Origin of the sequence: Staphylococcus sp. 17KM0847 (assembly GCF_013463155.1) — a bacterium.
Classification (GTDB): Bacteria; Bacillota; Bacilli; order Staphylococcales; family Staphylococcaceae; genus Staphylococcus.
This window is the reverse complement of the sequence record NZ_CP040781.1, coordinates 859,410-882,322: the sequence shown is the minus strand read 5'-3', so window position 1 is coordinate 882,322 and position 22,913 is coordinate 859,410. Positions and strand designations below refer to the sequence as shown.

Genomic DNA, 22,913 nt, shown 5'->3' with positions numbered 1-22,913 from the left:
TCCCAACCTTCTTTCTATTTTGCATCATACCATGTCTCTCCATAATCCGACTCCACACGTAGCGGAACGTCTAATTGTAAAGCATTAGACATAATATCTTCAACGAATATGCTAAATGCTTCAACTTCCGTCTTAGGCACCTCAAAAATCAATTCATCGTGTACTTGGAGTAAGAGTTTCGCATTAAAATCAGTCTGCTGTATCGCCTCATGATAATGCACCATTGCTTGTTTAATAATATCTGCTGCACTCCCTTGAATCGGTGAGTTCATCGCTGTACGCTCTGCAAAACCTCTCTTATTGAAATTTCGACTTGTAATGTCTGGAATATACCGACGTCGATGTAATAATGTTTCAACATAGCCTTGTTGTTTCGCATCTTGTACGATAGATTCCATATAGGTCTTAACACCCGGAAAATGCCCTAAATAATCATCAATAAAACGTTGCGCCTCTTTACGCGTAATGCCTAAACTTTGACTCAATCCATAGTCACTAATACCGTAAACAATGCCAAAGTTGACCGCCTTCGCTTGGCGACGCATCAGTGATGTGACCTCTTCCGCCGCAACACCGAATACCTTCATTGCCGTCGTTGTGTGTACATCTTCTTCATCAATAAAGGCTTTTTTAAGTGTTGGATCACCCGTAATGTGTGCAAGTACACGCAATTCGATTTGAGAATAATCCGCCGCCATAATAACATAGTCTTCATGTGATGACTTAAATGCTTTACGGATTTGACGCCCTTCTTCTAGTCGAATTGGAATATTTTGTAAGTTGGGATCAACAGAGGACAAGCGTCCAGTTTGTGCTAATGTTTGATTAAAACGTGTATGGATACGTTCATCTTCCCAAATCACTTTTTGAAGTCCTTCAACGTATGTGGACTGTAACTTTGACAATGTACGATACGTTAATATATTCTCAATAATCGGATGCTGTCCTTCTAACTTTTCCAACACGTCTACGGCTGTCGAATAGCCTGTTTTCGTCTTTTTAATAACAGGTAGCCCTAAATCTTCAAATAATACGACACCTAATTGTTTCGGTGAGTTTAAGTTAAATGACGTTCCTGCTTGCTCATGTATCGTGCGTACTAAGTCATCCAAACGTGCTTGTAAGTCCGCCTCCATCGTTTGTAACGTAGCTCGATCCGTATAAATCCCCACATATTCCATCTCACTTAAAATTAACGCAAGAGGCAGCTCTAAATCTGATAACAAATCGAGCTGTTGATGCTCAGTCAACACTTCAATCATTTGTGGCTCTACCGTATGCAGCGCATCTAAAATCGTCGCAATGTGTGCATTCAATACACGATCATCCGGTATTTTAAACGCCTTGCCTTTACCATATATCGCTACATCTTCTTGTACATACGTGGCTTGATAGCGTGACATGACTGAGTACACATCATCAATCGTCAGTGATGGATCAATCAAATAACTCGCTAACATCGCATCAAAAGTAACATGACGTAATCTTATATCAAGTCGCTTCATCGCAATGTATGTTTTTTTGGCATCATAAACGACTTTCTCTGTTTGAGCATCAGCGAGCCATGTTAGCAATGGAGCATGTGCTTGAGCTGCTTCGATTGATGTCACTACATACTGTTGTCCATCATATATCCCAAACTTGAGTAATGTATCTTTCAAATAGTTGACTCCCTCAACCTCAATATGAATGGCCGCTTTAGTCAGTGACTCAAAATCAATCACATCTAAATCTGTACCCACTTCAAACGTTTTGACTGGCTCCGCTTCACTCGGTGATGCGTCAAGGTCATCGAGTAACTGACGAAACTCTAACTCTTTAAATAATGTAACCTTATCCGTTTCATCGTAAGTATCAGGTCGCTTCGTATCCTCTAATGTAACAGTGATGGGACTATGTCGATTGATTGTTGCTAGCGCTTTACTCATCAAGGCATCGTCTTGGCTCGCCATAAGCTTCTCTTTTAACTTTTTGCCGGATACATCATCAATTGCCTCATATACGCCTTCAACCGTACCAAACTGTGCTAATAGCTTGAGTGCTGTTTTCTCCCCGACACCTGCAACACCTGGAATATTATCCGACGCATCTCCCATAAGCCCTTTCATATCAATGATTTGTTCGGGTTGTAAGCCATTGTATTTTTCTGCAATAAACTGTGGTGTGTAATGATCGACTTCTGTGACACCTTTTTTCGTATAATAAATCGTCACATGATCCGATGCCAACTGTGTCAAATCTCGATCACCTGTAATAATGATTGTTTGCATCCCTTGCTCATCTGCCTGACGACTTAATGTACCGATAATATCATCAGCTTCATAGTTTTCCAGCTCATAAGTCTTGATCGCATACGCCTCTAACAGTTGACGTATATATGGAAACTGCTCACTTAACTCAGGCGGTGTTTTTTGACGACCGCCTTTATAGTCTGCATACTGTTCATGTCGAAATGTCGTTTTTCCAGCATCAAAAGCCACGAGAAAGTGACTCGGCTGTTCTTCTTTTAAAATCTTCTCTAATAAGCGTGCAAACCCATAAATCGCATTCGTATGGATGCCAGCTTTATTTTGTAACAATGGCAATGCATAAAAAGCACGAAAACTTAAACTATTACCATCAATTAATATCAGTTTGTCCACAGCGTTCCCTCCATCAGTGTTTGTTTATATTTTATCACAGAACGCAACGAAACCCTATTGCCTACATCAAACACAAATAAGTGTGTACAGATCATGACATCACTGACATTCACTGCACACACTTCTCATCTCATTTATTTATCTGGATCCATTAATATCACTCTAAACGTAGAGCCGCGACCTTCTTCAGAATCCACTTCAATTTTGCCTTGATATGCTTCTACAATATGCTTTGTAATCGATAACCCAAGACCTGTGCCACCTGAATCACGGCTTCTTGCTTTATCCACTCGATAAAAACGTTCGAAAATATGATACTTCTCATCTTGATGAATGCCAATGCCTTCATCTATGACTTCAATCACCTGTTGTTGCTGTTCTTCAAACACACGCAATGTCACTGTTTTATGCGCATAAGAATAATTAACAGCATTCGTCATTAAATTGACAATCACTTGTGCGATTTTATCTTCATCTGCCATCGCATAGACATCATCGTCGATCGCATCTACTAATGTAATATGTTTCGCTTGGGCAATCGGTTCAATCACAGACATAGCCCCACGTGCAACTTCTGAGAGGTGAATTCGATGCCGTTCTAATGTTGTATTCTGTTCAATTTTTGATAGGTCTAATAAATCTTCAACAAGGGACTGAATACGATTAGACTCCTTCAAAATAATATTTAAAAACATATCTAGCGATTGAGGGTCATTCTTTGCGCCATCGATTAACGTTTCCGCAAAACCTTTGATCGATGTAATCGGTGTTCTTAATTCATGTGATACATTTGCGACAAAATCACGTCGCAAGTTTTCCAGTTTTTTCAGCTGAGTAATATCGTGTAATACGATAACCATGCCTTGTAGTTTTTTTCTTTTACGCGTCAATATCGGAACACATGAAGCATCAAAAAACTTCTGATGAATATCATTGACGTGCATTTCAATTTGTTGATACATCGCTTTCTCAACTTTAAACCCCTCTACGACCAGCTGCTTTAATACAGGATTTAAAATCGCTTCATAATTTTGTTGTTCAACATATTTACCATTATTAAAAATCTCACAATACGTTTTATTCGCTAGAACAATATCTCCGTGTTTATCAATCATCAAAATAGCACTCGGTATATTCTCAAGCGTCGTCACTAAACGATTGCGTTCGATTTTCTGAGCACTATTCAACTTATCCAGTCGCCGTGCTAATACATTAATCGTCACATACAATTCTTTCGTTTCTTTGACACTGCTCTCCGGTACACGTATGTGATATTTCCCCTCTGATAAGAGTGACGCTGCATAAGATACTTCATTGATAGGCTGAATATATGTTCTATTAATATAACGCACCGTAAAGAAAATAAGTGCCATCGTAAACAAACCAATCACGACTAAATATTTCCAAAACTGTAACTGTAAATCAGACACCACTTTGGACTGTCCACTCAACAATATTGCGGTATTGTCCTCTTTATACGCATATGTATAAACCCCCGTCTTGCGATTGAGCTGATACACATTATTTTCAGTCTTCAACTTTTGTAATAAGGGCTGAGTTTGTGCCTTCAAGGGCGATGTTGAATGTACTGTAACGTGATATTCATCTGACGTATCCATAATAGTCACATCCACCTCAAAAAGCTCAGCCAGCCTGCGAATATCTTGTCTATCTTCAGCAAAATAACGTGCAAGCAGCTGTTCTGCCTCCTGATGTGCTTCTTTTTTTTGATATTTTTCAACTGTTAAATCGATGGTGTTGTGAATCACAAAACCCAATATCATAAAACTGACAACTGTAATCGTCGTCAGTATTAACAAAAGCTTATGATAAAATTTAATCATCTATTTTGGACGCTCCATTTTATACCCTAAACCACGAACCGTTTTAATCAACTGTGGTTGTTTAGGGTTTTCTTCTAACTTATCACGCAAATGACTAATATGTACATCCACGATGCGCGAATCTCCCGCAAACTCATAGTTCCATACGGAGTTCAACATATGTTCTCGTGTAATCACACGTCCTTGACGCTCAATCAAATACAGTAATAGCTCAAACTCTTTCGGTGTTAATTCTACTAATTGATGATCACGATACACTTCAAAAAAGTCAGGACGAATACATAACGATCCAATATGAATTTCATCCTCATCTTCATTGCTTTGTTCCATATGTGTAGAACGACGCAAGATCGCCTTTACACGTGCAACAACTTCTCTCGGCGAAAAAGGCTTCGTCATGTAGTCATCCGCCCCTAGCTCTAAACCGAGTACACGGTCAAACTCGTCATCTTTTGCCGTCAGCATCAGAATCGGCACTTGGTTTCTCTCTGCACGAATGGTTTTGCACACTTCGATCCCATTTTTCTTCGGCAACATCACATCTAGTACAACGAGGTCCGGCTTTCCTTCTGACACCTTTGTTAAAGCTTCTTCACCATCTTGTGCAATATCAATCGAATAACCGGCCTGTTCCAAATTATATTTAAGCAACGTCACAATTGAATGTTCATCATCTACAACAAGAACTTTTTGAACCATTATCTGCCCCTCCTCATGTCTTTATGATTTAACTTATTATAACTTTAAACCCACATCACGTTAAGCATCTTAACAACTTTTTAATGTTTTCTTAACAAAAACAATCGAAAAATACACCCACTATCTCTTAAAGATAGGGATGTATTTTTAGCAATATAAGAACGGCTTATTCTTAAATTATTATGTTGGGTTAAATATTAAACATTTTATTTCTCTTCTTTTTTGCGACGACCAAGTAAGAATAAGCTACCTAAAGCAGCAATTAAGCTACCAAACAATGTTGTATTTGTCGCTTGTTCACCTGTATTCGGTAAACCTTTGCCACCTTTTGTACCTTTGTGACCGTGTGTACCATTATGGTCGCCAGCACTATCTGCATCCGCGTCACTATCCGCGTCCGCATCACTATCTGCGTCAGCATCACTGTCGGCGTCGGCATCACTGTCCGCATCCGCATCACTATCTGCGTCAGCATCACTGTGGGCGTCGGCATCACTATCTGCATCCGCGTCACTATCTGCGTCAGCATCGCTATCTGCATCTGCGTCACTATCCGAATCGGCGTCGCTATCTGCATCTGCGTCACTATCTGCATCGGCGTCACTATCGGCGTCCGCATCACTATCCGCATCCGCGTCACTATCTGCGTCGGCATCGCTGTCGGCATCTGCATCACTATCTGCGTCTGCATCGCTATCTGCATCCGCGTCACTATCTGCGTCCGCATCACTGTCTGCGTCGGCATCACTGTCCGCATCCGCATCGCTATCTGCGTCAGCATCGCTGTCTGCATCTGCATCACTATCTGCGTCAGCGTCACTATCCGCATCTGCATCACTGTCTGCGTCAGCGTCACTATCCGCATCACTATCTGCATCCGCATCACTATCAGCATCCGCATCACTATCTGCGTCAGCATCACTATCTGCGTCAGCATCACTATCTGCGTCCGCGTCACTGTCCGCATCCGCGTCACTGTCCGCATCCGCATCACTGTCTGCGTCTGCATCGCTATCCGCGTCTGCATCACTATCTGCGTCAGCGTCGCTATCTGCATCTGCATCACTATCCGCATCTGCATCACTATCCGCATCGGCGTCGGCATCCGCGTCACTATCTGCATCCGCGTCACTATCTGCGTCCGCGTCACTATCTGCGTCCGCATCACTATCCGCATCTGCATCACTATCCGCATCCGCGTCACTATCCGCATCCGCGTCACTATCTGCGTCCGCATCACTGTCGGCATCCGCGTCACTATCTGCGTCGGCATCGCTATCTGCATCACTATCGGCGTCCGCATCACTATCTGCATCCGCATCACTATCGGCGTCCGCATCACTATCTGCATCCGCATCACTATCTGCATCCGCATCGCTTTCATCAGGTTCTGGGAATTCCGGTTGAACCGGTAAGTCTGGGTTAACTTCTAACTCTTCTTCAATATGTGCGCGTACTGTATTTATATCAATTGGATAAGCAATTGCTCTAAAAGATGTATCACCTGTACTTAAATCAACGTATTGGTTCAACTGCTCGTTTTCAAATACTTGTGAAGCTGAATCTTTTCCACCACCAAAGTTCTTTGGGAATTGCCATCGTGCTAAAAGTTCAATATCATGTAATGCTTTTTCACCAATAGCATTTGAATCCACATTATGTGTCATAGTAATCAGATAACTACTTGCATCACCCGGAAATTGAAGTGTTATCTTATTATTATCTATAACATTACTACCACTATAAGTTAAAATTTCTTCTGTTACATCTTTATAACCCTCTTGTGATAAATGAATACTATTAGGAAAAACAGCTTCTCCCTCTGGATATTTATAAATTTTGATAGATTTTAATACAGACTCATCTAATTGAATACCCGAAGAAGTATTTCCTATTGTTGAAGAAATAACTTCACCAACTGAAAATTCACTATTTGTTATAGCTAATTGAGTTAATGGTATATTGCCATATTGATTATAAGCCTCAACTATATTTTCTGCCTCATTTAATTTTTTTTCTTCTCTACTTATATCTTCATTATTATTTTTCTTTTCTTCAATTTGTTTTTTTAATTTTTCAATATCTTCTTTAGCTTGATCAACTGTTGCTTTTATCCAAGAATCTTTAGGTTTTAAATTAAAAGCATCGGAATTAATTTGAATATAGCTTTTTACGGTTTGCTTTTCTTTATCATAGTCATCTAAAACCATTCTCATACCTGCTATTGGCTCGTACTCTCCTGCATTTTGCTCATTTTTATCTGAATTCGCATCTGTTCTATTCACATCTTGATATATACCGTCATTATAAATCGTATTTTCATAATCTACATTAGCTTTGTAAGATAATTCTTTATTTCCAATGGTATGCGTTAGTTGTTGCTCTCCTTCTTCTGTTACTTTTTGACGGTCTACATAGTCTTTACCATTATAGATCATATTGAATTTCGAAGATAAATCTTTAATACTATCTAAAAATTGATACGTAATTTTCTTTGTTTGGTTATCAAAGTTAATCGCTTTTGCAACTTCAATATCTGGGTTCGACTCTAAATAAAATGATGGTAATTGGACTTTAATATCATCTTCATAATTGCCATTTAAGTCAACCAAATCAGAATATTGGAATGTAAAATAATCGCCTGCATTAACATCTGATACTGTCGCTTTAATTTGATAGTCTGATGGTTTTAAACCTTTATTAGAACGTGTTTGTTCATAATGGAATTTACGATAGTCATCTATATGTCTATAAGGATTAAATCTATTACTAGAAATATCTGGATACTTCTCGCTAAAATATTCATCCCATGGTATAAATATATATTCTTCAGCTTTTTCATCATAAATACCATTATACATATCGTTAATTGAGTTATTCGGATACTTCTCTTTAAAGTCTTTTACAAACTTTTTATACTCGTCATAAATCTCTTTTGAAGGCCCATAATCGATTATGTCTTCAATTTTATTGTCTTTGACATCAATTGTAGCGTCTGAGATTTTATGGTCTACATTCTTTTTCAATTCAGGTTGTTGTGCTTTTTGTTCTGTTGTTGTATTGTCTGTTGCTGCTCTTAATGCAGTATTCGGTTGAGCAGGTTCTACTGTTTCATCTTGTGCTGTTGTTGGGGCTTTCGGTTTTGTTTTACTCGATAGAATTTCTTCAACTTCACCTGTTTCGGCATTCTTTTTCGTTGTTCTTGTGATGTCTGATGTTTCGCCTCTGTCATTAGTCACTGTACTTTTTTCTACAGTATCTACTGTTTGAGGGGCTTCTTCTGCTTGAGGTGCCTCTTCAGTATTTTCAACAGTTTCGGTATTTGCTTGTGGTGTCTCTTCATTGTTTTCAACAGCTTCTGTTTCTGTTACTTGAGGGGTTGGAGCTGGTGTTTCTGTCGATTCTGGAATATCTGTTTCAGCAGTTGTTGCTTCTGATGTTTGTTGTGCTACTTCTGTTGTTTCGACGTTTCCTTCGTTTTCTGCGGCTTGTGCGGATTGTGTTGCTCCTAAAAATAATAATGTTGTGATAACGGCTGATCCTGCGCCAAATGAGAATTTACGAATACTAAAAATCTGTTGTTTTCTATCGTATTGACGATACTTTGACATATTGCCTCATTTCCTTTCTTTGATTAATGATTGTGTACAATTAGTCTATCAAGGGCATGTACCGTCTTTGTATATCTCTTTTAAAACATCTGTCCTTTATCTTTCATTCCTCCATATCTCCGTTTCTCGACACATGGTATAAATATTCAAAAAAAAAAAAAAAAATATCTCTTATTTTTGGATTTTACATGATTCAAAATAGAATATGCTTTAAACTGATATAACACGACGATGCGATTTTACATATTAAAGAGGCTATATATCTGCAACTTTTTCTAGTTGATACAAATAAAAATACATCCTCTACCTTTTAAAGATAGGGATGTATTTTTAGCAATATAAGAACGGCTTATTCTTAAATTATATGTTGGGTTAAATATTTTATTTCTCTTCTTTTTTGCGACGACCAAACAAGAACAAGCTACCTAAAACAGCAATTAAGCTACCAAACAGCGTTGTATTTGTCGCTTGTTCACCTGTTTTTGGTAAAACTGCGTCAGAAAGTTGCTTATCTTTGTTCATTTCTTTATGTGTGAGTTTAACATTGTTATCTATATTTTTGGTTGTTTTATGAGTATGTGTTTTAGTAACGATTGAGCCCATATTACTTTCAGGCTTATCTTCCTTTTCAGATTCCACTTCTTTTTCAGGTTCTGCCTCTTTTTCAGCTTCTGCTTCTTTTTCGGCTTCTACTTCTTTTTCGGCTTCTACTTCTTTTTTAGCTTCTACTTCTTTTTCTGGTTCCACTTCTTTTTCAGGTTCTACTTCTTTTTCAGGTTCTACTTCTTTTTCAGGTTCTACTTCTTTTTCTGGTTCTACCTCTTTTTCTGGTTCTACCTCTTTTTCAGATTCCACTTCTTTTTCGGCTTTTACCTCTTTTTCAGGTTCTACTTCTTTTTCTGGTTCTACCTCTTTTTCTGGTTCTACCTCTTTTTCTGGTTCTACCTCTTTTTCTGGTTCTACTTCTTTTTCTGGTTCTACTTCTTTTTCAGTTTCCACTTCTTTTTCATCTGGTAAATCATATACCCATGAAACAGCGATGTCTGCTAAATCTTCATCTATTGGAACTAAATAGTTGACTTGTTTATTGGCTTTTAAATTGAAATTCGACCAATACAGAGGTATCCCTTGGGAAATATCTGATCCAATTGTACTCCAATGTCCAGTATTGCGTGTTACTCCAATACCGTTTTGTATATAGAGACCGTGTTCATCAAAATCTCCCTCAAATATTTCTTCTGGATGTTGAATGTAATAATAAGATGTCGCTTCGTGGGATTCATTTTCTACTTCTTCTATATGGGAAACTAGATGTGGACGATAGTCTTCCATAGACTGTGAACCTGTGTCATAGTGATTCACTCCTTCTATTTCACCAAAGCTTCTCCATGCCAATCTTGCATCTAACGGTAGATAAGGAGTCTTTTCATACTGTTCTTTTGAAATATCAAACTCAACTTTAATGCCTACTGGTCCTGCTACTAGTGTGTTTACTGTGTAAGATTGAACTGATGGTTTGCCTACAATTTTTATAGACCCCTCATTCCCTTCAAAGTATAAACCATCCTCACCAGGATCTTGCCTATACCTAATAATAGAGTTAGGTGTAATCCCTTTTTCTTTCAACTCTAAATACTTTTCGTAACTTGGAATATTGTTATATTTCGAGTTGTCTTTTTCATATTCTTCATATGGCAACTGACCAAGTTCCATATTTACATCATGTGGTTCATGACTTTCTTCTTCTCGTGTACCAATTAAGGTAAACTTTACATTTTCTGCAAATTCAGGAATGGTAATATTAAATGTGCTCCCTGTTTGAATATGGTCACTCGATAAAACAGGATTTAATGAAACTTCGTAGTTATATTTAACACGCTCATCATCTTGAATTTCAGCACGACCCGGTGTTACATTAACACCTCCACCCCCGATTTGTGATAAATTACTTTTCTCCTCAACATTTGATTCAGTATTTTGGGCTGCATCAACAGTAGTCTCCTCATTGTTAACACTGGACTGATTCGTCTCAACTTGAGTTGTATGATCATCGTTCTGTTTCAATGTTTCACTATCTTCTGTTTCAACCGCTTGAGATACTTCTCCATCTGTATTTTGGGGTTCAGAAGTTTGATGACCTTCTACATTATTGTTATAGCTTGTTACTTCATCTTGTTGTTTCGTATTAATATCTATAGAATTTTCTTTTGATGTTTGTGAACTATTAGACTCATTAGTGTCGAGGGGTGTTGATTGATTTTCTTCCGATTCAGCTTTATTTACCATTTCAACAGTGTTAGCATTCTCTGCTTCTGCAGCTTGTGCTGATTGCGTAGCACCTAAAAATAATAAAGTGATAATCACTGCTGATCCTGCACCAAATGAGAATTTACGAATACTAAAGACTTGTTTATTTCTATCATATTGACGATATTTTGACATATCCGTATCATTTCCTTTCAATTAATCGAACTTTATTACTTCAACTTTTAATGTTACTTCATTTGATTCTCTTTTTTACGACGACCAAGTAAGAATAGGCTACCTAAAGCAGCAATTAAGCTACCAAACAACGTTGTATTTGTCGCTTGCTCACCTGTATCCGGTAAACCTTTGTCACCTTTTGTACCTTTGTGACCATGTGTGCCTTTACCATTATAGTCAGCATCACTATCCGCATCCGCATCACTATCTGCGTCGGCATCACTGTCCGCATCCGCATCACTATCTGCGTCGGCATCACTGTCCGCATCCGCATCGCTATCAGCATCTGCGTCACTATCTGCATCCGCATCACTATCTGCATCCGCGTCACTATCGGCGTCGGCATCGCTATCTGCATCCGCATCGCTATCTGCATCCGCATCGCTATCTGCATCTGCGTCACTGTCTGCATCTGCGTCACTATCTGCATCCGCATCACTATCTGCATCCGCGTCACTATCAGCGTCCGCATCACTGTCTGCATCTGCGTCACTATCTGCATCGCCTTCATCCGGCAATTCACATATTGTTACAACCGCTATATCTGCCGCATCTTCCGTTCGAGGTGCATAATAATCAATTCCTACAGTAGCATGAAGGTTAAAATCCTTTTCATAGTTAAAAGCACCTTGGGATATATCTGGACCAATTTTATTCCAACTGCTCGTATTTCGTGTTACCCCAATACCTTCTTGTTTATAAAGACCATGCTCATCAAAATCTTCTAAATTAATATCTTCTGGATTTTGAACATAATGATATGACGTGAAGTTATCACTTTCTTCTTTATTTGGAATACGATAATCATCCAACGATTCTTTATCTTCTTCAAGAGATTGAAGACCTTCTACTTCTGAAAAACTTCTCCATGCTAATCTCGCATCTAATGGTAAATAAGGCGTTTTTTCGTATTGTTCTTTCGGAATATCAAATTCTACTTTAAGTCCAATGGGACCTTTCACCAAAGTATTAATCGCATAAGATTGAACAGGAGCTGTTATTTTTTGACCTCCTGTATTAACAACTAAATTTCCTTGTTCATCAAATTGAATATTATTTTTAACAACAGATATCGGTGTAATCCCTTTTTCTTTCAACTCTAAATACTTTTCATAGTTTGGAATATTTGTGTACTGTGAACGATCTTTTTCATATTCATCATATGTGATTTGTCCTAGTTCCATATCTACATCATGAGGTTTATATGTTTCTTCTTCCCTTGTTCCAATCAATTTGAATCTTACATTCTCCGCAAACTCAGGAACAGTAATATTAAATGTACTACCAGTTTGTTCATGATCACTTGACAATACAGGATTCAAAGAAACTTCATAGTCATATTTTACACGTCCGTCCTTTTGAATTTTTGCGCAACCTGGTGTAACATTTACTGCACCCCCACCAATTTGACGAACATTATCAGCTAATCCTCTTGCATTCCCAGCATCAACGTCTTCTGATGAATTGTTTACATTTGATGTTGGAATAACTGGTTGTTCAATAGGCGTTTCTGATACTTCAGCTGTGTCATTTTCATTAATATTTTTATTCGGTTTTGTTTTACTCGATAGAATTTCTTCAACTTCACCTGTTTCGGCATTCTTTTTCGTTGTTCTTGTGATGTCTGATGTTTCGCCTCTGTCATTAGTCACTGTACTTTTTTCTACAGTATCTACTGTTTGAGAGGCTTCTTCTGCTTGAGGGGTCTCTTCATTGTTTTCGACAGTTTCTGTATTTACTTGTGGTGTGTCTTCATTGTTTTCAACAGCTTCTGTTTCTGTTGCTTGAGGGGTTGGGGCTGGTGTTTCTGTCGATTCTGGAATATCTGTTTCAGCAGTTGTTGCTTCTGATGTTTGTTGTGCTACTTCTGTTGTTTCGACGTTTCCTTCGTTTTCTGCCGCTTGTGCAGATTGTGTTGCTCCTAAAAATAATAATGTTGTGATAACGGCTGATCCTGCGCCAAATGAGAATTTACGAATACTAAAAATCTGTTGTTTTCTATCGTATTGACGATACTTTGACATATTGCCTCATTTCCTTTCCTTGATTAATGATTGTGTACAATTAGTCTATCAAGGGCGTGTACCGTCTTTGTATATCTCTTTTAAAACATCTGTCCTTTATCTTTTATTCCTCCATATCTCCACTTCTCCTCATGTGGTATAAATATTCAAAAAAAAAAAAATATCTCTTATTTTCTGATTTTACATGATTCAAAATAGAATATGCTTTAGACTGATATAACAAGACGATGCGATTTTACATATTAAAGAGAGGATATATCTGAAACTTTTTCTAGTTGATACAAACAAAAAGAGCTGAGGCTAACTATTGCCTCAGCTCTTACTTCAGTATGAAATTCTATTGAAAGCCGTTACTTTTATAAGTTTTTAATAAGCTCATCTGCAAATGCTGATGTCGATACTTCTGTTGCACCGTCCATGAGACGTGCAAAATCATATGTTACTACTTTAGATGCAATTGTTTTTTCAACGGATGCTGTAATCAGATCAGCAGCTTCTTGCCATCCAAGGTGTTCTAACATTAGTACGCCTGATAATAGTACTGATGAAGGGTTAACTTTGTTTAAACCTGCATATTTTGGTGCTGTACCGTGTGTTGCTTCAAAGATAGCATGACCTGTTTCATAGTTGATGTTTGCGCCCGGTGCGATACCAATACCACCCACTTGAGCAGCTAATGCATCTGAAATGTAATCGCCATTTAAGTTCATTGTCGCTACAACATCATGCTCTGCTGGACGTGTCAAAATTTGTTGTAAGAAAATATCGGCAATAGAATCTTTAATAATAATTTTGCCGTCTTTTTCTGCTTGTTCTTGTGCGGCATTGGCTGCATCTTTGCCTTCTGATTCAACAAGACGATCATATTGTTGCCATGTAAAGACTTGATCTGCAAACTCTGTTTCTGCTAAGTCATAACCCCATTGTTTAAATGCACCTTCTGTAAACTTCATGATGTTTCCTTTATGCACAAGTGTTACAGATTTACGGTTGTTATCTAAAGCATATTGAATGGCTGCACGAACTAAACGTTCTGTTCCCTCTTTTGATACGGGTTTAATACCGATACCTGATGTTTCTGGGAAGCGAATATTTTGAGCGCCCATTTCGTTTTGTAAGAAATCAATTACTTTTTTGACCTCTTCAGAGCCTTCTTTAAACTCAATACCTGCATAAATATCTTCTGTATTTTCACGGAAGATGACCATATCCGTATCTTCTGGACGTTTAACAGGAGATGGCACACCTTGGAACCAACGTACTGGACGTAGACAAGTGAATAAATCTAACTCTTGACGTAATGCAACGTTGAGTGAACGAATACCTCCGCCAATCGGTGTTGTTAATGGTCCTTTGATTGCGATTAAATAAGATTTGATTGTGTCTAATGTTTCAGCAGGTAACCACTCTCCTGTTTCATCAAAAGCTTTTTGACCTGCTAATACTTCTTTCCATGCAATCTCTTTTTTGCCATCGTATGCTTTGTTGACAGCTTCATCAATAACACGGCTCGCTGCATTCCAAATATCTGGACCAATACCATCACCTATAATATAAGGGATGATCGGTTGATCTGGTACTTGTAATCCACTGTCTGTTTTAACGATTTTTTCACTCATTGTTAAAATACCTCCAAAATTTGTTTTAAAGTTTAAAGCGTGATTTACGATGTTTTAGCGTGCTTCGATCGGCTCATACTTGCGATCTGTTTCACCCACATAGTTTGCGCGTGGTCGGATAATACGGTTATTCGCTAACTGTTCAAGAATATGTGCAGTCCAACCTGCTGTACGACTCACCGCAAAGATTGGTGTGAATAGGTCATGTGGAATCCCCATGCTGTGATATACTGTCGCACTATAAAAGTCAACGTTTGGTAATAAGCCTTTTTCTTTTTCAAGAATATCTGCAATTTTTACAGACATCTCAAACAATTCGCTTTGACCTGTTTCTTCTGTAATTTTGCGACTCATCTCTTTTAAGTATTTTGCACGAGGGTCTCCATTTTTATAGACACGGTGACCGAAGCCCATGATTTTATCTTTATTGGCAAATGCTTTTTCTAAGTATGGTTCTACATTATCTAAAGAACCGATATCAAATAACATGCTCATTACTCTTTCATTGGCACCACCGTGTAATGGTCCTTTGAGTGAACCTACCGCAGCTGTTATACCAGAATACATATCTGACAGTGATGATACACTACAACGTGCTGTAAATGCTGAGGCGTTTAATTCATGATCGGCATGTAAGATCAATGCTTTGTTAAACCCTTCAATTTCAACGTCTGTTGGTTTTTCACCGCGTAACATATATAAGAAGTTTGCTGCATAGCTGAGTGATGGATCTGGTTTCACGGGTTCTTTGCCTTCACGAACACGAGAAAATGACGCAACCAATGATGCAATTTTAGCTTGGATACGAATTGCACGTTCAGGAAGTGCTGCTTGATCATTATCGTCAGCATTTTCATCAAAATGTGCTAAATAAGATACAGATGTACGCAATGCTGTCATCGGGTGTACTTTATCAGTTGTATATTCTTCAAAATGACTGTATACACGTGGGCTCAGTGTCATATAGCCAAATAACTTTTCTTTGAGTTCAGCGAGTTCTTGTTGATTAGGTAAACGATAATTCCATAACAAAAACATCACTTCTTCAAATTGTGCATTTTCAGTCAAATCATCTATATCATAGCCAGCATATGTTAATTGACTATCAATAATCGAACTGATTTTTGTTTCTGCTGCAATGACCCCTTCTAAACCTCTCATTAATTCTGCCATAGTAATTTCCCCTTTACTGTATATTCGTTCTTTTGTAATGGCTTTCATTAGCTATTATATCGAATTCTATTAACTTTGTGAACATTTTAAGAACGCACTAAGTTAGAATTATCTGAAAATATTTTACGAATTTCTGTTTATCTCAGAATATAAACGTGATAACATCAGGGGTTTTCACTCTTTTCATCACTTTTAAAACGCTTTGCTCCCATTTCTTTTCATTTATTTATCAATCACTATAACTAATAATGATGATAAAGTTACACATTTTGATAACAAAAGAAGTAGTACAGAAACCCTATTCATAAGATTTCTGTCTACTTCTCTAATAATAATCATGCTTTATTTTAAAGTTTAAAGTACGTTTGCATAGCCTTCAAAGATTTTACCTTGAGCTGCATCTACTGTAACGAGCATATCATCTGGAATAACAGATGTGACGTTATCAATACCTACAACTGTTGGAATGGCTTTTTCCAATCCAATGATGGCACTTGGAGATGTTAAACCGCCTTCTTCTGTGACTAAGGCTGCAACTTGGTCTAAATAAGGTACCATCGCTTCATCGATTGACGGTGTAACAATAACTGCTCCTGCAAGGTTTTTGCCTTCTAATTCTTTAGCATTTTGAACGACAACGGTACGTCCAACTGCTGATGTGCGACCAATACCTTGACCACTTGCGACATCTTCACCAATAAGATGAAGTTTCATCAAGTTCGTTGTACCTGTTTCTCCAGTTGGTACCCCTGCTGTAATAATGATTAAGTCACCATTAATGACGCGACCTGTTTCCACAGCTGTTGCGACAGCATTGTTCAACAATTCATCTGTTGTGTAGATGCCTTCGCGAATCACTGGATATACACCCCAGATCAATGTACATTGTCTTGCCGTTGTTGCTCTTGGTGTTACAGCGATAATGTCAGATTTCGGACGATATTTCGAAATGGTACGTGCTGTATTACCACTTTCTGTTGCTGCAACAATCGCTTTTACATTTAAATTGAGTGCCGTATGTGCTGCTGATACACCAATCGCATTGACTAATGATGTTTCCACAAGTTTAGTACGATCAGATAATAACTTTTTATAATCTTGTGCTTGTTCTGCTGCACATGCAATATTGTTCATCGCAATAACTGCTTCTTCAGGGTATGCACCTGCTGCTGTTTCCCCTGATAACATGACTGCATCTGTACCATCATAAATCGCATTGGCAACATCTGAAGCTTCTGCACGTGTCGCACGTGGATTACGTTGCATAGAATCTAACATTTGTGTAGCTGTAATGACAGGTTTACCCAGTTTATTACATTTACGGATCAGGTCTTTTTGCACGATTGGTACCGTTTCAGCAGGAATTTCAACACCCATGTCACCACGTGCAACCATTAGACCATCAGATACTTCTAAAATTTCATCAATGTTTTCAATACCTTCTTGGTTTTCAATTTTAGGAATGATGCTAATAATATCATTCTTTTCTTCTTCTAAAATTTTACGGATTTCAAGTACATCGCTCGCACGGCGCACAAAACTTGCTGCGATAAAGTCAACATCTTGTTCGATACCAAAACGAATGTCTTCTGCATCCTTCTCTGTAATACCCGGTAAGTTGACACGCACGCCCGGTAAGTTGACACCTTTTTTGTTTTTAAGCTCACCTGTATTTAAAACTTTACAATGCACTTCTCCAGCTGCTTTATCAATGACTTTAACTTCTAGTTCAATCAAGCCATCGTCTAATAAAATATATGAACCGACTTCAATATCATCGATTAACTGTGGGTATGTTACTGAAAACTTGTCAGCTGTTCCTTCAACTTGGCGCATACTTACTGTAACATCTGCACCTTTTTGTAATGTAATGCTACCGTCCTTCATATCGTGTGTTCGAATTTCAGGCCCTTTTGTATCTAATAAAATCCCGATATTTTTATTTAACTTTTGTGCTACTTTACGAATTGAAGTAATACGCGCAGCATGTTCTTCATGTGAACCGTGTGAGAAGTTCAAACGCGCTACGTTCATACCTGCTTTCATTAACTTTTCTAACATCTCTTCTGATTCAGATGCTGGTCCAATCGTACATACAATTTTTGTCTTTTTCATTGCTAATGCCTCCTACAAGTTATATCGATAATTCTTTTGTTAAATCAAGCATACGTTGATTGATTGGTTTTCCTGATGTTGCGTTAAAAATATCATCAAAATCTGTGGCACGTAAACGGTTATCTTTAATGCCTACACCTTTGGCACTTTCACCGTTCATTAATAATTCAACAGCATAGCCACCCAGACGAGAAGCCAGTACACGATCTTCTCCTGTTGGACTTCCTCCTCTTTGGATATGACCTAAAACAGATACGCGTGCATCCACATTGATATACTTCGTTAATTCTTTAGCACATTGCTCTCCTGACATACATCCTTCAGCTACAATAATAATTGAGTGCTTTTTCCCACGATCTATACCGTGTTGAATTTTTTCTGCAATATCTTTAATATCTACTTCAACTTCTGGAATAATAATCGTCTCTGCACCTACAGCAAGTCCAGACCATAAAGCCAAGTCACCACAATCACGCCCCATAACTTCAATAATGAATGTACGCGCATGACTTGATGCTGTATCACGAATACGGTCTACCGAATCAATAATCGTATTCAATGCCGTATCAAAGCCGATTGTAAAGTCTGTACCGTTAATGTCGTTATCAATCGTTCCCGGAATGCCTATCGTTTTAATCTCTGTACACTCTTCACTAATGCGTTGTGCACCTCTATAACTACCATCTCCACCGATCACAACTAGACCTTCGATACCTCGTTTTAATAAGTTCTTAATCCCTTTTTCACGCACGTCTTGTGATTTAAACTCTGGGCAACGTGCAGAATATAAAAACGTACCGCCGCGTTGAATCGTGTCCCCAACAGATCCTAATTCAAGTTTGTGTATATCATCTGTAATCAAACCAAGATAACCTTGATATACCCCATACACTTCAATATTATGATAAATCGCCTTACGCACTACTGCACGAACCGCCGCGTTCATACCCGGAGAATCGCCACCACTTGTTAAAACTGCTATTTTTTTCATGTAGACATACCCTTTCTAGCTAAGTTCTTATGTTAAAAATACCATAAATCATTTTGGCATTCCATTAATAATAAGACATTAAAAAAATGTAAACGGTTTATTATAATGATGTCATAAATTTGACAAGAAAGTTTTTATAATCTTTGAAATAACGGTAAAATATGTTAATCATCCCACAATATTTTGTTCAATATACAACTAGAGAATTTAATCTCTGCATCGAATCATCTGTTCAGTTCAATGGATTTAACTTAGATTAATATCCATATCTATCTGACGTGGAATGGTCTAAAAGTTTATATTGCAATAAAATTTTATGTGAATGAATGATCAAATGTACACTTCCCTTAAAATATAAGCATGCCTTCTCTAAAAGGATTGAAATAACCATTATCTGAATATCAATCCATTTTTCTTCCTTATCGAAAAGTGTTTTCCATCTAAAAATCCAGCTACTGCTTTTCAATTGCAGTAACTGGATTGATAGAGTGATTATTCTACAAATGTTCCAATGTTTCTAAACTTTTGATAGCGATCTTCGCGTATGTCTTCTGGTGTCATATTCGCAAAATCTTGTAAATGATGTGAGAATGCCTTCTTAATGCGGTTGGCTTGTGTTTCAACATCATGATGTGCACCGCCGAGAGGTTCTTTCACAACTTGATCTATGATGTTCAGTTCTAATAAATCATATGCTGTAATTTTCATCGTTTCTGCAGCGATTTTAGCAAGTGAACTGTCTTTCCACAAAATACCTGCTGCACCTTCTGGCGAAATCACCGAATATGTGCTGTTCTCAAGCATTAAGAGACGATTGGCAACACCTAAGCCTAGCGCACCACCACTTCCTCCTTCGCCGATCACTATGGCAATGACTGGAACAGTGAGTCCTGCCATTTCGACGAGGTTACGTGCAATGGATTCACTTTGTCCACGCTCTTCGGCAGCTTTCCCCGGATATGCACCTTTTGTATCAATAAACGTGAAAATCGGACGCTGAAACTTTTCTGCTTGTTTCATTAAGCGCAAAGCTTTTCGATAACCTTCAGGATGTGCCATTCCAAAGTTACGATAAATGTTGTCTTTCGTATCTTTTCCACGCTGTTGCCCAATAACAGTAACAGGTTGTCCGTTGAAATAAGCTACACCACCAATCATCGATGGATCATCTCGAAAGTTACGATCACCATGAAACTCTATAAAGTGATCAAATATGTAAGGAATATAGTCCAGTAACGTTGGACGTTCTGGTAAACGTGCAAGTTGAACACGATCCCAAGATTTTAAGGAGGTATAGACTTTAACTTTTTCATTTTCCAAAGCTGCTTCTAACATCTCTATTTCATCTGTGAGGTCTACATCGTTTTTGACTTGCGCATCTTTTAATGATTGAATTTTCTTTTGGATGGCTTCAATTGATTTTTCAAATTCTAACATTATTTTTTCACCTCACGATGCATGTCAAATAGTGTTGCAAGTGTCTCTTTCATATCACTTCGATGTACTACTTTGTCCAACTGACCATGCTCTAATAAAAATTCAGCTGTTTGGAAGTCATCTGGTAACTTTTCGTTAATTGTTTGTTCGATAACACGACGACCTGCAAAACCAATCAATGCCTTAGGTTCAGCTAAGTTAATATCACCCACTGATGCAAAACTTGCGGATACACCACCTGTTGTTGGATGTGTCATATATGAAATAAACAACAGTCCTGCCTCAGAATGACGTTCTAATGATACAGATGTTTTCGCCATTTGCATTAAAGAAATAATCCCTTCTTGCATACGTGCACCGCCTGATGCTGTAAACAAAACAAATGGCAATCGATGTGCTGTACAATAATCTACAACACGACATATTTTTTCACCGACGACAGAGCCCATACTTCCCATACGAAAACGTGGGTCCATCACACCCACTCCAAATGGAATACCGTTTAACTGTGCAACCCCTGTCACAATCGCTTCGTTCATCCCTGTCTTCGTTTGATCTTTTTCTATCTTTTCTTCATAACCTGGAAAGTTCAATGGGTTTGCAGAGGTCATCCCTTGGTCAAACTCTTCAAATGTCCCTGTATCTGAAATAGCTGCAATGCGATCATGCGCAGATAACTGAATATGATGATCACAATTAAAACAAACATTAAGATTTTCTGTAAGTTCTTTCGTGTACATAATTTTCTTGCAGCTTGGACACTTCGTCATAATGCCTTCTGGAACTTCATTTTGCTTTGAATCTTGGACTGTCACATACTTTTTCTTTTTCGAATTACGATTAAAAAAGTCTTTAAACATATTTTTTACCTCCACAACTCCATAGATACAGTTTGCTACCTATTCGTTTGGTTTTTTCAGGTCTGATCGTGCGATTGTGTCATTGTAAACTGCTTCGGGGTCTACTTCTATTCTAGCTACACCGGATTCCATCGCTGCTCTCGCTACTGCTCTTGCAACAGATGGAGCTACACGATAATCAAATGGTTCTGGGATGACATAGTCTGGATTGCGTTCTGCTTCATCAATCAAGTTAGCAATCGCTTCTACCGCGGCACGTTTCATTGCTTCATTAATATGTGTTGCACGTACATCTAAAGCCCCTCGGAAAATACCCGGAAAAGCGAGAACGTTGTTAATTTGGTTTGGAAAATCTGAACGTCCTGTACCAATCACTTTTGCACCTGCTGCCTTTGCTTGATCTGGCGTGATTTCAGGGTTTGGATTTGCCATCGCAAAAATAATCGGCTGATCCGCCATCGACTTGACCATCTCTTCACTTAAAGCATTTGCAACAGAGACACCGATAAAGACATCCGCGTCACGTATCACATCTTTCAATTTACCTTCTTGTTTGTCGTTATTTGTCCATTTAGCAACAGTCACTTTTGTTTCATTCATTCCGTGTGGACGTCCTTCATAAATCGCACCTTGCGAATCACACATGATCATATTGCGCACACCATATGAATACAAGAGCTTAACGATGGCGATACCAGCGGCACCCGCCCCGTTCAATACGACTTTAATATTAGCTAAGTCTTTATCTACAATACGCAATGCATTAATAAGTCCTGCGACTGTTACAATCGCCGTACCGTGCTGATCATCATGAAATACAGGAATTTTTGTTTCCTTTTTCAAACGTTCTTCTATTTCAAAACAGCGTGGTGCGGAAATATCTTCTAAATTCACACCACCAAAGTTAGGTTCTAATAATTTCACAGTGCGTATGATTTCCTCAGTATCTGTTGTTGCCAATGACAATGGAATACCATCAACACCGGAAAAACTTTTAAATAATACGGCTTTACCTTCCATGACAGGAATACTTGCTTCGGCACCGATATGACCAAGACCTAAAACAGCCGTACCATCTGAAATGACTGCGACAGTATTGCTTTTCATCGTATAATCATATACTTTACTCGGTCTTTCGTGTATATCTTTACACGGCTCTGCCACTCCCGGTGAGTAAGCTAAACTGAGCTCTTGTTTATTTGTCACTTTCACTTTAGGACTTACGGCTAGCTTGCCTTGATTTTCTAAATGCATATGCAATGCGTCATCTCTTAAAGACATCTCTTATCATCTCCGTTACTTTTCTCAATGTTGCAATATATGCAATAGTATAAGTCAATCGTCAATTTCCTTATACTATAGCACAGTTCATACCTATATCAAAACGGCATCTCTTGGTAGTTAATCAATTTTT

At 38.2% G+C, this 22,913-nt stretch carries 13 protein-coding genes; all 13 read right to left on the bottom strand.

The window, feature by feature from the left end; all coding sequences use genetic code 11:
* Positions 1-14: 14 nt before the first annotated feature.
* Positions 15-2,642, bottom strand: coding sequence for a DNA polymerase I (gene polA / locus FGL66_RS04155; RefSeq protein ID WP_180810331.1), 2,628 nt, complete (start codon positions 2,640-2,642; stop codon positions 15-17).
* 134 nt (positions 2,643-2,776) lie between these two features.
* Entirely contained in the window at positions 2,777-4,486 is a 1,710-nt protein-coding gene (gene pnpS, locus FGL66_RS04150; protein ID WP_180810330.1) for a two-component system histidine kinase PnpS, read from the bottom strand.
* A complete protein-coding gene (locus FGL66_RS04145) occupies positions 4,487-5,185 on the bottom strand; it encodes a response regulator transcription factor (RefSeq protein ID WP_180810329.1) in 699 nt (232 codons plus the stop codon).
* Between the two features lie 206 nt (positions 5,186-5,391).
* On the bottom strand, positions 5,392-8,796 hold the full coding sequence (locus FGL66_RS09870) for a YSIRK-type signal peptide-containing protein (RefSeq protein WP_180810328.1): 3,405 nt from the start codon (positions 8,794-8,796) through the stop codon (positions 5,392-5,394).
* 381 nt (positions 8,797-9,177) lie between these two features.
* Positions 9,178-11,238: a YSIRK-type signal peptide-containing protein gene (locus FGL66_RS09865; protein ID WP_219621806.1), complete on the bottom strand. Its 2,061-nt coding sequence runs from the start codon at positions 11,236-11,238 to the stop codon at positions 9,178-9,180.
* A 53-nt stretch (positions 11,239-11,291) separates the two neighbouring features.
* Positions 11,292-13,304 carry a YSIRK-type signal peptide-containing protein gene (locus tag FGL66_RS09860; protein ID WP_180810327.1) on the bottom strand — a complete coding sequence of 671 codons (2,013 nt, stop codon included), beginning with the start codon at positions 13,302-13,304 and terminating at the stop codon, positions 11,292-11,294.
* A 356-nt stretch (positions 13,305-13,660) separates the two neighbouring features.
* Positions 13,661-14,923 (bottom strand): NADP-dependent isocitrate dehydrogenase, encoded by a 1,263-nt coding sequence (icd, locus tag FGL66_RS04125; protein WP_180810326.1) that lies wholly within the window; start codon positions 14,921-14,923, stop codon positions 13,661-13,663.
* A 54-nt stretch (positions 14,924-14,977) separates the two neighbouring features.
* Positions 14,978-16,096: a citrate synthase gene (locus tag FGL66_RS04120; protein WP_180810325.1), complete on the bottom strand. Its 1,119-nt coding sequence runs from the start codon at positions 16,094-16,096 to the stop codon at positions 14,978-14,980.
* Between the two features lie 354 nt (positions 16,097-16,450).
* Positions 16,451-18,211, bottom strand: coding sequence for a pyruvate kinase (gene pyk, locus FGL66_RS04115; RefSeq protein WP_180810324.1), 1,761 nt, complete (start codon positions 18,209-18,211; stop codon positions 16,451-16,453).
* 19 nt (positions 18,212-18,230) lie between these two features.
* Positions 18,231-19,202 (bottom strand): 6-phosphofructokinase, encoded by a 972-nt coding sequence (gene pfkA, locus FGL66_RS04110; RefSeq protein ID WP_180810323.1) that lies wholly within the window; start codon positions 19,200-19,202, stop codon positions 18,231-18,233.
* Positions 19,203-19,694: 492 nt separating this feature from the next.
* Positions 19,695-20,639 (bottom strand): acetyl-CoA carboxylase carboxyltransferase subunit alpha, encoded by a 945-nt coding sequence (locus FGL66_RS04105; protein WP_180810322.1) that lies wholly within the window; start codon positions 20,637-20,639, stop codon positions 19,695-19,697.
* Positions 20,639-21,499, bottom strand: a complete 861-nt coding sequence (accD, locus tag FGL66_RS04100; RefSeq protein ID WP_180810321.1) for an acetyl-CoA carboxylase, carboxyltransferase subunit beta — start codon at positions 21,497-21,499, stop codon at positions 20,639-20,641. Before accD ends, FGL66_RS04105 begins: the two co-directional genes overlap by 1 nt.
* 39 nt (positions 21,500-21,538) lie before the next feature.
* Positions 21,539-22,780 (bottom strand): NADP-dependent malic enzyme, encoded by a 1,242-nt coding sequence (gene ystJ / locus FGL66_RS04095; protein WP_180810320.1) that lies wholly within the window; start codon positions 22,778-22,780, stop codon positions 21,539-21,541.
* Between the last annotated feature and the right edge of the window lie 133 nt (positions 22,781-22,913).

Excerpts from the sequence above, each read along its gene's own strand:
- FGL66_RS09865 (WP_219621806.1), bottom strand. The coding sequence starts at position 11,238 with ATGTCAAAATATCGTCAATATGATAGAAATAAACAAGTCTTTAGTATT.
- icd (WP_180810326.1), bottom strand. The coding sequence starts at position 14,923 with ATGAGTGAAAAAATCGTTAAAACAGACAGTGGATTACAAGTACCAGAT.
- FGL66_RS04105 (WP_180810322.1), bottom strand. The coding sequence starts at position 20,639 with ATGTTAGAATTTGAAAAATCAATTGAAGCCATCCAAAAGAAAATTCAA.
- ystJ (WP_180810320.1), bottom strand. The coding sequence starts at position 22,780 with ATGTCTTTAAGAGATGACGCATTGCATATGCATTTAGAAAATCAAGGC.
- pyk (WP_180810324.1), bottom strand. The coding sequence starts at position 18,211 with ATGAAAAAGACAAAAATTGTATGTACGATTGGACCAGCATCTGAATCA.
- pnpS (WP_180810330.1), bottom strand. The coding sequence starts at position 4,486 with ATGATTAAATTTTATCATAAGCTTTTGTTAATACTGACGACGATTACA.
- accD (WP_180810321.1), bottom strand. The coding sequence starts at position 21,499 with ATGTTTAAAGACTTTTTTAATCGTAATTCGAAAAAGAAAAAGTATGTG.
- FGL66_RS04145 (WP_180810329.1), bottom strand. The coding sequence starts at position 5,185 with ATGGTTCAAAAAGTTCTTGTTGTAGATGATGAACATTCAATTGTGACG.
- FGL66_RS09870 (WP_180810328.1), bottom strand. The coding sequence starts at position 8,796 with ATGTCAAAGTATCGTCAATACGATAGAAAACAACAGATTTTTAGTATT.
- pfkA (WP_180810323.1), bottom strand. The coding sequence starts at position 19,202 with ATGAAAAAAATAGCAGTTTTAACAAGTGGTGGCGATTCTCCGGGTATG.
- FGL66_RS09860 (WP_180810327.1), bottom strand. The coding sequence starts at position 13,304 with ATGTCAAAGTATCGTCAATACGATAGAAAACAACAGATTTTTAGTATT.
- FGL66_RS04120 (WP_180810325.1), bottom strand. The coding sequence starts at position 16,096 with ATGGCAGAATTAATGAGAGGTTTAGAAGGGGTCATTGCAGCAGAAACA.